Raw genomic sequence first — 13,645 nt, 5'->3', positions numbered from 1 at the left:
TTTGTTGACACGTTGTTTTTTCAGAGTTATACTTATAGCAACAACATTTGGTTTTGCTTCCAGTTATAAACCACAGCGAAAGGAGAAATGTATTTTGGGAGTATCCATTCAGGACCGCACAGACTTTCTGAACATGCTGGACGCCTGCAGGACCGAGCAGCAGCTGTTCAGCCGCCTGACCTTTGCGGTAATGTTCCACCAGACCGACCCGGATGCACGGGAAGACCTGCTGGACGACGTGCGCGGCGCAGCCTGCAACATGCAGCTGCCCGCCGTCAATTACAAGATCGATCAATGGCTCAACACCTGCAAGCAGGCGTGGCAGGCCGACCCCGCAGCCTTTATGGCAGCCGTGAACGCGGACGCAAAGCAGCGCAAGCTTGCGCTGGAGGGCAGCGCGGCGCAGCCCGGCCTGCTGGCCGATGTGCCCATGCAGAGCGTGGCGTGGCTGGTGCCGCAGCTGCTGCCGCTGGGCGAAGTGTCGCTGCTGGGTGCCGACGGCGGCACCGGCAAGGGCATCTGGCAGGCACAGCTCATTGCCTATGTGACGGCGGGCAAGACCTCCGGCTTTTTTCCGCTGCCGCCGCAGCAGACCGGCAAGGTGCTGCTGCTTGCGGGCGAGGACGACCCCGGCAAGGTGCTCAAGGCCCGTCTGCTGGCGGCCGGGGCCGACATGAACCGGGTGCTGGTGCTGACCGCCGACGACTACTTTGGCAAGACCGGCCAGCCCCTTACCCTCAAGGATCAGGCACTGGCGGATTTTGCCGCCAAGGCCGGGCCGCTGCTGCTCATCGTGGACCCGCTGCAGAGCTTTCTGCCCGCCGATGTGGAGATGGCAAGCCGCAACCAGATGCGCAGTGCCCTGCTGCCGCTGCGCGCCATTGCCGCAAAGCAGGGCTGCGCGGTGCTCATCGTGATGCACTCCAACAAAAAGCAGGGCGTTTCCGGCCGCGCACGTCTGGCCGACAGCTCGGATATCTGGGACATGGCCCGCAGCGTGCTGATGATGGGCCGCGCCAAGAACGACGGCAAAATTTATCTCAGCCACGAGAAAAACAGCTACGCCCGCCCCCAGCAGACGGTGCTGCTGCACATCGACGATGTGGAGGTGGAGGGCGTAAAGACTGCACGGGCCGTGTTTGACGGCTACACCGACAAGAAGGATGCCGACTTCATTGAGGAGCGGCGGGTGCGCACGGCGGAAACCCGGCAGGACACCCGCAGCGCCATCCTGAACGTTCTGTCCGAGAGCCGCCTTGGGTCGATGCCCAGCAACGAGCTGCGCGCCGCCGTCCTGCGGGAGATCGGGTGCAGCGACAGTACATACAACCGTGTGTACAGTGAGCTTGTAAAATCCGGTGAGATCGCAAAGCACCAGATCAATCAGGGCGGCAACGTACGTAGTTGGTTCACTGCCATGCCCTACCGTGGAGAAACAAGTGACAAAGTGGCGAAATTATAACGCATCTATGTTTATAATTGTCTGTTTGTCAATTTGACAAAGTGACCCTTGCTGACAAAGTGACTCTGTTTGCCACGCTGTTGTCAGTTTATCAGCTTGACAAAGTGTCTTTTTGCACGCTCATTCGTCAAAAATCAGTCACTTACTCAGATAACGCTCCTACAGTAGCACCTGATAAAGTTCCCTGAAACCGCAGGCTGCGTGCTGGCAGCTTTCTCCGCGAACAGCAACGGGTTGCGGCACCCAGCAGCCGCGTCGCATTCGCTTGCGTCTCGCTGGCCGCGGCCCCAACTGCAACTCCCTGTTTCCGCCATTGGCGGCGGTCGTTTCAGTTGCAGAACCCACGGTTCCGCCCCTGTGCTTACGCACGGGGCCCCACTTCCCGGACATTCGCTGGAGAAACTCCCAGCCCACAGCCCAGCCCATACCTTAGCTCCTCGCCAACTCCTCCACCGTGATGCAGCACACGGCAAAGGCCAGCAGGGCGCAGTCCAGCGGGACACGGCGCAGCACCACCACCCGTTCGGTCAGGGTGGTAAAGGTCTGCACAGCCTGCACCGGCACGGTGCTGCCCAGCCAGAACAGCGCCACCGAAAGCGGCAGATGCACCGCCCGCGCTGCCAGCAAAGGCCGCAGCGAGATCTCGGCCGGGCAGATGGTGCGCACCTGCAAAAGCACCGACACCCCCTGCACACTGAGCGCCGCACAGCACAGCGTGCTGGCCCACAGCCCGGTGCGGGCGGCCTGATCGCAGCCGGAACACACTTCCAGCAGCATGGCGGGCAGCGCCGCCCACGGCTGTGGCAGCAATGCCCCGCACCCTGCCGCCAGCAGCCGGAAGTACAGCACAAAGCCGCAGAGCTTCAGGTAGGTCACTGCCGCCTGCGCGATCACCGCGTCCAGTGCGGGCAGCTGAATGGTTTCCCCCTGCGCGGGTGGAGCCTGCCCGGCCCCGCCCTGCATCCGGCACAGCAGCGCCGCCGTGAGGTATCCCGCCAGCAGCTGGGCCGCAAACAGCCGCACCCCCACCGCGCGGCTGCCCAGCATCTGCTGCCCTACCGTGAGGATGACAAAGGACGGCCCGCTGCACACACAGGCGGGCAGCAGCGCCGAGGCCTGCCGGGAGGTGAGCTGACCGGTGCGCACGGCTTCGGACGCAGCCACCGCCGCCGGTGCAAAGCCCCCCAAGGCCCCAATGAGCAGCACGCCGCCCGCACCCTTTGCCCGGATGCCCATGAGCCGCGCCGCAGGCCGGAACACAAAGCCCAGCCACTGCCCGGCCCCGCAGCCTGCCGCCAGCGCCGATACGATGAGGAACGGAAACAGCGATACCAGCAGCGGCCCGCCGCACAGCCGCAGCCCCGCCTGCAGGGCATCGGCACAGCGCTGCGGCGCGGCAAACACCAGAAACGCCGTGTACCCTGCCAGCGCCAGCAGCACGCCCCGCCGGAAATTCCAGCTTCGATTCATAACTCAGCCCTCCGCATCCATATATATGTAGCAGCGCGCCGCGGGCAGAACTGCGGGATGGGAGGGAATGGGATGTGTGCCAAGCGCAAAAAGCGGCTTTTGCTGCAAAGCTGGCTGGCCCTGCTGTTCCGTCAGCCGCCGCGGGGCTTTTACCACGCCCCTGCCGTCTACCTGAGCGGGGGCCGCATGGAGGTGGAGCACTTTTGCCGCATTCTGGCCTACAGCCCCGACCGGCTGTGCCTGCAGATGCCCCATGGCCGGTTGACCATCTACGGCGACGGGCTGAAGATCGTCACCCTTACCGCCAGCCGCCTGACCCTGCGGGGGCGGTTCGTGCGCACGGACTTTGCGGATGACTAGGAGGTGCCCATGGAACCGGTAAGCCTTTGGGCCGCGGTGGAGTTCACCGCATGCAATGGCAGCACCGAAGCCCTGCTTACCGCTGCCGCCCGGGCCGGGCTGCATCCCTACGGGGTAACGGCCCTGCCGGGAGGGTTTGGCGGGCGGTGCGCCGCGTGGCAGTACCCGCGCCTTGCCGCGCTGGCCCGCAAGCACCGGGTGCGGCTGCGCATCCGCCGGAAGCTGGGGCTGTATTTCTGCCTGCGCCCCTTGCTGCGCCGGGCCGGGCTTTGGGCGGGGCTGGCGGTGTTTGTGCCGCTGCTGCTCTTTGCACAGCAGTTCGTCTGGTATGCGGACACCTCTTCCCTCACCACCGGACAGGCTGCGCGGGCCTGCGCCGTCCTGCGGGAAGCGGGCCTGCAGCCCGGTGCGGCTGTGACCGAGGCAAAGCTCACCGCCGGAGAGTACGCCCTTTTGCACAGCGGCGAGTTCTCCTGGGCCAGCCTGAATTTTGCCAAAGGGCGGCTGGTGGTGGAAGCCGTCGCGGCCAGGCCCAAACCGGACATTGCCGCCGGAACGCTGCATGGCATCCGGGCAAAATGCGGCGGCACTGTTCTGCGCACGAACCTTACCAGCGGCACCATGCTGGTGCAGCCGGGCCAGCAGGTGGAGGCCGGGCAGGGCCTCATTGGCACAGCCCGCGCCGAGCGGGACGGCACCCTGATCTTTGCGCCCGCCGCCGGAACGGTGGTTGCGCAGTTTGAGTGGAGCGACACCCGCACCGTGCCCTTGGAAGAGACGGTGCAGCAGTACACCGGCGCGTGCACCCGCGCATACCGGGTGACAGCGTTCGGGCACACCTTCTCCCTGCCCGCCGCGCCTGCGCCGGAACATGCGGCAGTGGTCCTCCGGCACTTCCAGCCAGAGGTGCCGCTGCTGGGCCTTGCCCTGCCCTGCTCTGTGGAGGAGACCTGCCGCTATGTGCAGCAGCCGGAAACGCTGCACCGCACCGAAGCGCAGGCCGCCGCGCTGGCCCGGCTGCAGAGCCTGCAGGCGCTGTACGCCGCATGGCCGGACGCGGAGCACATCGCCCGCAAAGAGGACTGCACCGTGAACGGCAATGTACTGGACTATACCGTCACCTACACCGTGGCAGCGGACATCTGCGGGTGAAAGGATTCCCGTTGTAATTCGCCAAAAAATATGTTAAACTAAAAACACCACCCCAAAGGGTGGCGTTAAGGTGCTGTCTGCAAGCGCAGGTGGTCATGCTTCCCTCCGGCAAGCGTCCGGGGGACGTAAAAGCTTATTGTTTGTTCCCCCGTTCGCAAACGCGGAAGGGGGGATGCATCATGAAGTTGGAAGAGGTTCTGCAGCTGTTCGTCATTGTTGGCGGCACAGTTGGGATTACATTTCAGATCGCATGGGCAATCTTCAAAGAGATCCATAACAATAAGAAATGACCGCCCCAGACTCCCAAACCTGAGCGGTCATTCTTATTGACTCCTTAGCCGAAGGGAAGCTGACCATTGCGGACAGCGCCTTTTCTATTTGTAGTATAGTTGTTTTTTAGCGGCTTGTCAAGTCCCCTGCTCTGCAGCGGCACGTTCCGCCGCCTGCGCGTCGTACTCGGCAAGTAGGTCGTTGAGGTCGTACTGGTACTTGCTGTGGCAGAAGTGGCACACCACCTCGCAGGCGGGGTCCTCGTCGCGCATCCTCACCAGCTCCTTGCGGCCAAGGCTGAATAGCATCTCCTTGGTGCGCTCGGCGCTGCAGTCGCACTGGTAGTGCACATCGCGCTCGTCCAGCACGTTGGGGGCAAAACCCGCCAGCGCCAGCTGCATCATGTCCTCGGGGGTCTTGCCCTCGTGCAGCAGGGTGGTGACGGACGGCATGGCCGCGATGTTCTTTTCCAGCTGATCGATCTCCGCATCGGTGGCACCGGGCAGCAGCTGCACCATAAAGCCGCCTGCGCACAGGATGGACAGGTCTTTGTCCACCAGCACGCCCAGCGCCATGACGGTGGGCACCTGCTCGCTGTAGGCGTAGTAGGCGGTCAGGTCTTCGGCGATCTCGCCGGAGACCAGCGGCACCTGCCCCACCGTCGGCTCCTTCTGCAGGCGGTTATCCCGGATGACGGTGAGCACACCGTCTTTGCCCACAGCGCCGCCCACATCCAGGTGGCCGTTCGGCTTTGCGGGCAGCTCCACCAAGGGGTGATCGATGCAGCCCTTCACGTTGCCGGTTCCGTCGGTGCAGGCAATGACCACGCCCGCCGGGCCGCCGCCGGACACACGCAGGGTGATCTGGTCACGGTCGTCCTTGAGCATGGAGCCCATCAGGGCCGCGCCGGTGAGCAGACGGCCCAGTGCCGCGCTGCAGGTGGCGCTGGTGGTGTGCAGCTTTTCGGCCTTGCGGACGATCTGGGTGGAATCCACGCCGCAGAACACGACCCCGCCGTTCTCCGACAGGCCGCGGATCAGATTTGCCATAAAGTTATCCCTCCAATTGTGTATACTGCTTGACTGCGCAGAAGAAATAGCGCTGGCTGTCCTCGGTCAGCGGGCCGAAGGTCTCGCCGTCGCAGACGCTTTCCAGCGCAAAGCCGTGCTTTTCCAGCGCGGTGCGGATGGTGTCAAGGTCATAGGTGTACTCGCAGAACTGCTCGTGGAAGTGCTCGCCGGTCTCGTGGTAGTCGATGTCCACGGTGATCTCCACGCGGCGGTTGGCGGCATCGTAGTGGTTGCGCCACACACAGGCGGCATCCTCTTCCTCAAAGGTGAACGCGTTGTCGCCCAGCACGTTCCGGTGCTTGTAGGGCGTGTTCATATCGAAGAGGAACACCCCGCCCTTCTCCATGAAAAAGCCCGCGTTGGCAATGGCGGTGTCCAGGTCCGGGATGTGGTTGAAGGTGTCAAAGGTGGACACCGCGCCCCGGATGGTGCCGTACAGATCCAGCTTGAGCAGGTCCTGCCGGAGCAGCAGCAGCCTGCCGGAAAGGCCCAGCTGTTCGGCCTTATCGCGCACAACGCAGAGCATCTCCTCGGACTGGTCAATGCCGATCATATCATAGCCCGCCTGCGTGAGCATCAGCGTCAGCTCACCGGTGCCGCAGCCAAGGTCGGCAAGGATGCCGTCGTGGATGCCGTGCTCCTTGAGCTTTGCATGGATGTGGGCATACAGGGCATCGTAATCGGCCTCGCCGTTGAATTCATCGTAGAAATAGGCAAATTCGTTGTAGGCCATGGTTTACTCCGCTTCCTGTTCCCCGGCCACAGCGGCATTGAGCACCGCCTGCAGCTCCGGGATGCCGTAACCGTTCTCGCCGCTGGTCAGCACCACCTTCTGGCAGCCATAGGGGCGGCAGAGGTTCTCAAAGTCTTCCAGCGTCTTGGCCAGCTGGCTCTTTTTGAGCTTGTCGGCCTTGGTCAGGGCCACCACGTAGGGGATCTGGTGATAGTGCAGGTAGCGCAGCATCTGCTCATCGTCGGCGCTGGGGGCGTGGCGGCAGTCCAGCAGCTGCACCAGCAGGGTGTGGTGGCGGGGTGCTTCAAAGTAGCTGTTGATGAGGTCGTCCCAGCGCTCACGGTCGGCGTTGCTCACCTTGGCGTAGCCGTAGCCGGGCAGGTCCACAAAGTAGCAGTCGTCCACCGAATAGAAATTGATGGTGGCCGTTTTGCCCGGCGTACTGGACACGCGGGCAAGGTTTTTGCGGCTGCACAGCTTATTGATGAGGCTGGATTTGCCCACGTTGGACCGCCCCGAAAAGCTCAGCTCCGGGCGGTCGCTCTCGGGCAGCTGGCTGGAAATGCCGTAGCTGGCAATGAAATCAGCTTTGTTGTAATTCATGGAGCTTTCCTTTCTTGTGGTACGTCAAACCCTCTCAGTCTCGTCACTTCGTTCCTCGCCAGCTCCCCCGAAGGGGGAGCTCTTTCATCTGGTGGAAAACATCCCTTAAGCTCCCCCCTTCGGGGGAGCTGGCACGGCGCAAGCCGTGACTGAGAGGGTTTCTATTGTTCTCAGCACACCGCGCCGGGCTGGGGCTTTTCTGCGGTGGGCGGCACAATGGCGGCGTCTGCCGCCTTTTTCTTGGTGTGGGTGCGGCCCGCAGCGCTCTTGGCGGCATTGGGCTTGAGCAGGGCCGCGTTCAGCACCTGCGTCAGGCTCTGCATGGGCAGGAAGGTGAGGTTCTTCTTCACCTCGTCGTCCACCTCATACAGGTCGGGTTCGTTGTCCTTGGGGATGAGCACCGTTTTCATGCCCTCGCGGTAGGCCGCCATGCTCTTTTCCCGCAGGCCGCCGATGGGCAGCACGTTGCCGTGCAGGGTGATCTCGCCGGTCATGGCAACATCACCGCGCACCGGGATGCCGGACAGGCAGGACACCAGCGCCGTGGTCAGGGTGACACCGGCAGAAGGGCCATCCTTGGGCACTGCGCCCTCCGGGGCGTGGATGTGCAGGTCGCACTTCTTGAGCTTTTCCGGGTCGATGCCGTACTCGGCGGCGTGCACGCGCACCCACGTAACGGCCAGCTGAGCGCTCTCCTTCATCACGTCGCCCAGCGAACCGGTGACGGTGATCTTGCCGCTGCCGTTGTCCATCACCTGCACCTCGATGGGCAGGGTCTCGCCGCCCACGCTGGTCCATGCCAGACCGTTGGCGATGCCCACCGCGTTGGTGCGGTTGAGGAAGTCGGGCTTGACGAAGCGGGGGCCAAGCAGCTGTTCCAGCATGGTGCCGGTAACGGAGACGCTTTCCACCTCGCCTGCGGCGATCTTGCGGGCGCACTTGCGCAGCACGCTGGTGATGGTGCGTTCCAGATTGCGCACACCGGCCTCGCGGGTGTAGCCGTCAATGATGCCATACAGCGCGCTCTGGCTCAGCGTGACCTTGCCGGTCAGGCCGCAGGCCTTGAGCTGCTTGGGCAGCAGGTGCTTGCGGGCAATGTTGTATTTTTCCACGCGGGTGTAGCTGGGCAGCTCGATCACGTCCATACGGTCACGCAGGGGGCCGGGGATGCTGCCCAGATCGTTGGCGGTGGTGATAAAGAGCACATGGCTCAAATCGAACGGGATATCGATGAAATGATCGTTGAAGGTGCTGTTCTGCTCCGGGTCCAGCGCTTCCAGCAGGGCTGCGGCCGGGTCGCCGCGGAAGTCGCCTGCCAGCTTGTCGATCTCGTCCAGCAGCATGAGGGGGTTCGCGCTCTTGGCAGAGATCATGGCAGTGATGATCTTGCCGGGCATCGCGCCGATGTAGGTGCGGCGGTGGCCGCGGATCTCGGCTTCATCCCGCACGCCGCCAAGGCTGATGCGCACATACTTGCGGCCCAGACTTTCGGCGATGGAGCGTGCAATACTGGTCTTGCCCACGCCCGGAGGGCCTACAAGGCAGATGATCTGTGCCTTCACGTCCGGTGCCAGCTTGCGCACGGCCAGCGTTTCCAGAATGCGGTCCTTCACCTTTTTCAGGCCGTAGTGGTCGCGGTCCAGAATCTGCTGTGCGCGGCTGATATCAAGGTCGTCCACCGTAAAGGTGTTCCACGGCAGGTCAAGGCAGGTGTCCAGATAGGTGCGGATGACCGTTGCCTCCTGATTGGAGCCCTGCATCTTGGCAAGGCGGTCCACTTCCTTGAGCAGCTTCTTCTCGCTGTCCTCGGCAAGGTGCAGCCCGGTGATCCTGCGGCGGTACTCGTCGGCCTCGGCGTGGGTGTCGTCGCCCTCGCCCAGCTCGTCGCTGATGATGTGCAGCTGTTCGTGCAGGTAGTAATCGCGCTGGTTCTTGTCCATGGACTCGTTGACCTTTTCCGCGATCTCCTTTTCAATTTTCATCACCTGACACTCACGGCGCAGCATCTCGATGAGCTTTTTCAGCCGTCCGTTCAGGGTGCCCTCGTCCATCACAGCCTGCTTGTCCTCGTAGCGGAACAGCAGGTTTGCAGGCATGTACTCGCTGAGGAAGGCGGGGTCGTCGCTGGAAACGATGGCAAACACCACGTCCTTGCCAAGGCGCGGGTTCATGCCAAGGTACTCGTCAAACCCGGCCTTGAGGGCGCGCAGCAGCGCTTCGGTCTCCACGGCATCGTCGGCCTTGCCTGCGCGCACCGGGGCCGGGCGCACCTCCGAAAGCAGAAAATCGCCGCTGGCATCCAGTGCACTGAGCTTTGCGCGGTACTTGCCCTCCACCAGGACCTTTACAAGGTCCCCGGAGACGCGCAGCACCTGCTTGACCTCGGCCACCACGCCGTAGCTGAACAGGTCTGCCTGCTGCGGCTCGGTGGTGTCCATGGACTTCTGTGCCACCAGAAACACGTTGGAATTATTTGCCATTGCCCACTCCACGGCGGCAATGCTCTTTTCGCGGCCCACCTCAAAGTGGACGAGATTGTTGGGGAACACCACCAGCCCGCGCAGGGCGATGGTGGGCAGATGCAGCTTTTTGCGCTCCACCTTGATGGTAACTTTTTCACTCATAGTGCAAACACCTCCCGGCTGCCGCGCACTTTCCCACGGCGGCAGCGCTGTATGCAAGAGATTTTATCTTTAAAATAGCAGGTTGTTTCCTTATTATACTGATTTCCGGCCAAAATGCAACTGTGCCGGGCCAGTCGTTGGTTTTTTCGTCAGCGTCCTTGCCCTCTCAGTCTCACTCCGTTCGCCAGCTCCCCCAAAGGGGGAGCCTTTGGCAAAACCGGAAAGTTTACCGTACTGCCAAGGCCTCTCACTTTGGGAGAGGTGGCACGGCGTAAGCCGTGACGGAGAGGGCGAGGCCGTTAAAAACAGAGAAATTTTTTAATCTTCCTTCCGTTTTTCCTGTGTACTGAAGCCCATTTTGCCAAGAGCCGGCAGCAGAGCCTTGAGGGTGATGGAGGTCAGTGCGCCCATCACAAGGCCCAGCACCAGCATGACCGGCGCATAGTAGAAGGACAGCGACGACGAGATGATCACACCTGCACCCAGCAGCTGGCCGATGTTGTGGGCCAGTGCGCCGCACACGGAAAGGATGAACCAGGTGGGCCGCACCGGCAGCAGGTAGTAGAGCACCCACATCACCAAAAGTGACAGCAAACCGCCGCACAGCGAGAGAAAGCCCGCCGTGAAGCCGGACACCAGAAACACGAACAGCGCCTTGAGCACGTCCAGCACCAGCGCCTGCCTTGGCCCCATGAAAAACAGCGCGTACATCACCACGATGTTGGCAAGGCCCAGCTTCATGCCCGGCAAAAGGCCCGGGATGGTGAGCGTGCCCTCAATGAACGAAAGTGCCATGGCCAGCGCAAACAGCAGGCCGGAAAGGGCGATGCGGCGCGTTTTTTCGTAACTGCGTCTGTTTTGGGGCATGCTGCACCCTCCTTTACTCTTCGGTCTGCTGGCTCTGCTCGTAGCTTTCCTGCTCTTCCATGGCAGCTTCCCACGCGGCAAACAGCTCTTCCTGATGGAAGCGCAGGTCGCTCAGCTCGTCGCTCTTCTGGCGCAGCAGGTCGGGGTCGTTGTACACCTCCGGGGAGTTGATCTCGTTGTCCAGCTCCACTTCGCGTGCACCGCAGGCTTCCATCTCGTCCTCGCAGGCCTTGATCTTGGCCCGCAGCTCGGCGCGGCGGCGGCGCTGCTCCCTGCCGTAGCCGGTCTTGGCCGGTTCGGCGGCCTTCTGCACGGCAGGGGCCGGGGCGTTGCGGCCCATCAGGGCATCGTAGCTGGGGTAGAGGGTGGCCTTGCCGTCCTCAAGGTAGAGGATGGGGCAGGCCAGACTGTTCATCAGGTGGCGGTCATGGGTGACCAGCAGCAGCGTGCCGGTGTAGGCCATGAGGGCCTCGGTAAGGTTCTCGCGGGTGTAGATGTCCAGATGGTTGGTGGGCTCGTCCAGAAACAGCAGGTTGGGCCGTTCCAGCACGATCTCCGCAAAGCGCAGGCGGGCCAGCTCGCCACCGGAAAGCGCCTCGCAGGGCTTGAACACCGTCTCGCCCCGGAAGCCCAGCTTTGCCAGATGGCTGCGCACCTCCAGCTCGGTCATGCGGGGGTACTTGTTCCAGATCACATCGATGACCCGGCCCTGCCCCAGACGGTTCTGCTGCTGGGCAAAGATGCTGGGCCGTGCGCCGGTGCCCAGCCGCACCATGCCGCCGGAGGGGCGGCGCTTGCCGTCCAGCACCTGCATCAGGGTGGACTTGCCCGCGCCGTTGGGGCCTGCGATCACCAGCCGCTGGCCGCGGCACACCGTGTAGGTAAAGGGTTCCAGCAGGGTGCGCTCCCCTATTTTGATGGTCAGGTTCTTGAGCAGCACCAGCTCATTCCACGGTTCTACGTCATATTCAAACCGGAACTTGAGCTGGTTGGTCTCGTCCTTGGGCGCTTCGGTGATCTCCAGCTTTTCCAGCTGCCTGCGGCGGCTCTGGGCCATTTTGGTGGTGGAAGCGCGCACAAGGTTGCGGTCCACGTAGTCCTGCAGCTTTTCGGCCAGCGCCACATCTGCATCGTGCTGCTTCTGGCGCAGGGCATCGGCGGCTTCCTTCTGGGGCAGGTAGGCCGAGAAGTTGCCCTTGTAGGTGGTCATGGTCTGGAAGGAGACCTCCCAGATCTTCGTACACACGTTATCGAGGAAATAGCGGTCGTGGCTGACCACCAGCACCGCACCGGAATAGCTTTTGAGGTAGTTTTCCAGCCATTCCATGGTGGCAAAGTCCAGGTGGTTGGTGGGCTCGTCCAGAATGAGCACGTCCGGCTTTTCCAGCAGCAGCTTTGCCAGCCGCAGCCTCGTCAGCTCACCGCCGGAGAGCACCGCAATGTTCTTCTGCCATGTATCCTGCGCAAAGCCCATGCCGGACAGCACCTTTTTGATGTTCACATCCATGTTGTAGCCGTCGGCGGCATCCACGATGTTCTGCAGCTGGTCGTGCCGGGCCAGCAGCTCCGTGTCGTCCGGCTGCGCGGCCATTTTGCGTTCCAGCACCTGCATCTGGGCCATGGCATCCAGCACAGGGGCAAAGGTGGAGCGCATCTCGCCGTAGAGATCCAGCGTGGCATCCAGCTTTGCGTTCTGTTCCAGATAGCCCAGCGTCACGCCGTGGGTCACGCTGAATTCCCCATCGTAGTCCTGGTACTCGCCGGTCAAAATCTTGAGCAGGGTGGTCTTGCCCGCGCCGTTCTGGCCCACGATGCCGATGCGGTCCTCCCGCTCGACACTGGCGGTCACATCGTGCAGCACGATCTTTTCGCCAAAGCTCTTGCCTAGTTTTTCCAAATGTATCAGCATAGTTTTATGATCCCGTTCTCCATCCGCTTATTGGCTCAGCACTGGTGGCGGCGGTTCTTCAGGCCCACATTGGCCAGCTCTTCCTGCTCCATCACCAGCGGGTACAGCTCTTTCAGGTCTGCGATCTCGTAGGTGGGCACCACCTTGCCGGGGTTCTCGGCGTGGCTGGGGTTATACCAGCAGGTGTCAAGGCCCGCATTCACGCCGCCCTGAATGTCGCTGCTCAGGCCGTCGCCCACCACCAGCACATGCTCGCGGTTCTCCACGCCAAGGGCGCGCAGGGCCGCATCAAAAATTCTGCGGTTCGGCTTTTCGCTGTCCATCTTCTCGGAGACGAACACGTCCTCCATAAAGTTCAGCACACCGCTCTCGGCCAGACGGCGGATCTGCACCTTCTGGAAGCCGTTGGTCACAACGGCCAGCGTTGCCACCTCGGAAAGCTCCCGCAGCACATCCAGCACTTCCGGCCCCATCAGGTCCGGGTGGGTGGAGAGCTGTTCCAGATAGAAGCGGTTCATCTCGGCTCCGTCACCGGCGGCATCAATGGCCTTGAGGAAGCGGGTGAACCGCTCCGCCATGAGCTTTTCCCGCTTGATCTGGCCTTTTTCCAGCTGCCGCCACAGCTCCGAGTTGATGGTGCGGTAGGTCTGCACCGTTTCTGCGTCCGGCTCAATGCCGTAGTTCACCAGCGTTTCGGCCAGTGCCTTGCTTTCGGCTGCGTCAAAGTTCAGCAGGGTGTTGTCTGCATCGAACAGCACGCAATAATATTTTGCCATAAACCTTCCCTCTTTTCCTTCTGCCATGGCCTCAGCTGCCATGCGCTCAACAACAGGCAGAAGCCAGCCCTGCCGTAAACAGAGCTGGCTTCACATCATTCTGTTACAATTTCGTACGATGGTACGTCCGTCTGCTCCGGGTCGTTGTCCGGGCAGGTGGTTTTGACATCACAGGGGGTGGCAGCACACTTTGCCATTTCCTCTTCCAGCGCGCCGTTGTCCACGTTCTCCCAGTCGGTGCCGTAATCGTCCACGCTGCCGTCGGTCACGTTCTCTTCCCCGGGCAGCGCCGGGATGCGGGGTTCCTCGTAGTACATGCAAACGCCTCCCTTCCTGCCAGCCTATGCGG

General features: G+C 62.3%; 12 protein-coding genes. 3 read left to right on the top strand and 9 right to left on the bottom strand.

Annotated elements, in window-relative coordinates; translation table 11 throughout:
- Nucleotides 1-94 precede the first annotated feature (94 nt).
- Complete coding sequence (locus WMO17_RS00925) at nt 95-1,462, top strand: AAA family ATPase (protein ID WP_349137287.1); 1,368 nt, start codon at nt 95-97, stop codon at nt 1,460-1,462.
- Nucleotides 1,463-1,891: 429 nt separating this feature from the next.
- Here the strand turns inward: WMO17_RS00925 and WMO17_RS00920 are convergent, their stop codons facing one another.
- Nucleotides 1,892-2,932: a hypothetical protein gene (locus WMO17_RS00920; protein WP_097777917.1), complete on the bottom strand. Its 1,041-nt coding sequence runs from the start codon at nt 2,930-2,932 to the stop codon at nt 1,892-1,894.
- A 72-nt stretch (nt 2,933-3,004) separates the two neighbouring features.
- Between WMO17_RS00920 and WMO17_RS00915 the strand changes: the two genes are divergently transcribed.
- Both WMO17_RS00915 and WMO17_RS00910 read left to right on the top strand, forming a co-directional pair.
- Nucleotides 3,005-3,292 (top strand): YabP/YqfC family sporulation protein, encoded by a 288-nt coding sequence (locus tag WMO17_RS00915; protein ID WP_349137286.1) that lies wholly within the window; start codon nt 3,005-3,007, stop codon nt 3,290-3,292.
- Nucleotides 3,293-3,301: 9 nt separating this feature from the next.
- On the top strand, nt 3,302-4,444 hold the full coding sequence (locus tag WMO17_RS00910; protein ID WP_349137285.1) for a sporulation protein YqfD: 1,143 nt from the start codon (nt 3,302-3,304) through the stop codon (nt 4,442-4,444).
- A gap of 407 nt (nt 4,445-4,851) precedes the next feature.
- Here the strand turns inward: WMO17_RS00910 and hslO are convergent, their stop codons facing one another.
- From hslO to WMO17_RS00870, 8 genes are all read right to left on the bottom strand, one after another.
- Entirely contained in the window at nt 4,852-5,763 is a 912-nt protein-coding gene (gene hslO / locus WMO17_RS00905) for an Hsp33 family molecular chaperone HslO (RefSeq protein ID WP_154258789.1), read from the bottom strand.
- A gap of 4 nt (nt 5,764-5,767) precedes the next feature.
- On the bottom strand, nt 5,768-6,517 hold the full coding sequence (locus tag WMO17_RS00900; protein ID WP_005940360.1) for a class I SAM-dependent DNA methyltransferase: 750 nt from the start codon (nt 6,515-6,517) through the stop codon (nt 5,768-5,770).
- Nucleotides 6,518-6,520: 3 nt separating this feature from the next.
- Complete coding sequence (gene yihA, locus WMO17_RS00895; protein ID WP_005940358.1) at nt 6,521-7,120, bottom strand: ribosome biogenesis GTP-binding protein YihA/YsxC; 600 nt, start codon at nt 7,118-7,120, stop codon at nt 6,521-6,523.
- 170 nt (nt 7,121-7,290) lie between these two features.
- The gene (gene lon, locus WMO17_RS00890) at nt 7,291-9,744 is read right to left on the bottom strand and encodes an endopeptidase La (protein WP_097774874.1); all 2,454 of its coding nucleotides are present in this window, start codon (nt 9,742-9,744) and stop codon (nt 7,291-7,293) included.
- A gap of 318 nt (nt 9,745-10,062) precedes the next feature.
- Nucleotides 10,063-10,611 carry a Gx transporter family protein gene (locus WMO17_RS00885; protein WP_298638294.1) on the bottom strand — a complete coding sequence of 183 codons (549 nt, stop codon included), beginning with the start codon at nt 10,609-10,611 and terminating at the stop codon, nt 10,063-10,065.
- Nucleotides 10,612-10,624: 13 nt separating this feature from the next.
- Nucleotides 10,625-12,520, bottom strand: a complete 1,896-nt coding sequence (locus WMO17_RS00880) for an ABC-F family ATP-binding cassette domain-containing protein (protein WP_349137284.1) — start codon at nt 12,518-12,520, stop codon at nt 10,625-10,627.
- Nucleotides 12,521-12,555: 35 nt separating this feature from the next.
- Nucleotides 12,556-13,296 carry a YjjG family noncanonical pyrimidine nucleotidase gene (locus tag WMO17_RS00875; RefSeq protein ID WP_044953456.1) on the bottom strand — a complete coding sequence of 247 codons (741 nt, stop codon included), beginning with the start codon at nt 13,294-13,296 and terminating at the stop codon, nt 12,556-12,558.
- Nucleotides 13,297-13,391: 95 nt separating this feature from the next.
- The gene (locus WMO17_RS00870; RefSeq protein WP_005940342.1) at nt 13,392-13,613 is read right to left on the bottom strand and encodes a hypothetical protein; all 222 of its coding nucleotides are present in this window, start codon (nt 13,611-13,613) and stop codon (nt 13,392-13,394) included.
- Between the last annotated feature and the right edge of the window lie 32 nt (nt 13,614-13,645).

Origin of the sequence: Faecalibacterium faecis, from assembly GCF_040096475.1 — a bacterium.
Classification (GTDB): Bacteria; Bacillota; Clostridia; order Oscillospirales; family Ruminococcaceae; genus Faecalibacterium; species Faecalibacterium taiwanense.
The sequence above is the reverse complement of the archived record's forward strand: the minus strand, read 5'-3'. Positions and strand labels throughout refer to the sequence as shown.

What these genes read in the sequence shown, in the direction of transcription:
- lon (WP_097774874.1), bottom strand. Translation starts at nt 9,744, where the DNA reads ATGAGTGAAAAAGTTACCATCAAGGTGGAGCGCAAAAAGCTGCATCTG.
- WMO17_RS00875 (WP_044953456.1), bottom strand. Translation starts at nt 13,296, where the DNA reads ATGGCAAAATATTATTGCGTGCTGTTCGATGCAGACAACACCCTGCTG.
- WMO17_RS00870 (WP_005940342.1), bottom strand. Translation starts at nt 13,613, where the DNA reads ATGTACTACGAGGAACCCCGCATCCCGGCGCTGCCCGGGGAAGAGAAC.
- WMO17_RS00880 (WP_349137284.1), bottom strand. Translation starts at nt 12,520, where the DNA reads ATGCTGATACATTTGGAAAAACTAGGCAAGAGCTTTGGCGAAAAGATC.
- hslO (WP_154258789.1), bottom strand. Translation starts at nt 5,763, where the DNA reads ATGGCAAATCTGATCCGCGGCCTGTCGGAGAACGGCGGGGTCGTGTTC.
- WMO17_RS00915 (WP_349137286.1), top strand. Translation starts at nt 3,005, where the DNA reads ATGTGTGCCAAGCGCAAAAAGCGGCTTTTGCTGCAAAGCTGGCTGGCC.
- yihA (WP_005940358.1), bottom strand. Translation starts at nt 7,120, where the DNA reads ATGAATTACAACAAAGCTGATTTCATTGCCAGCTACGGCATTTCCAGC.
- WMO17_RS00910 (WP_349137285.1), top strand. Translation starts at nt 3,302, where the DNA reads ATGGAACCGGTAAGCCTTTGGGCCGCGGTGGAGTTCACCGCATGCAAT.
- WMO17_RS00900 (WP_005940360.1), bottom strand. Translation starts at nt 6,517, where the DNA reads ATGGCCTACAACGAATTTGCCTATTTCTACGATGAATTCAACGGCGAG.
- WMO17_RS00885 (WP_298638294.1), bottom strand. Translation starts at nt 10,611, where the DNA reads ATGCCCCAAAACAGACGCAGTTACGAAAAAACGCGCCGCATCGCCCTT.
- WMO17_RS00920 (WP_097777917.1), bottom strand. Translation starts at nt 2,932, where the DNA reads ATGAATCGAAGCTGGAATTTCCGGCGGGGCGTGCTGCTGGCGCTGGCA.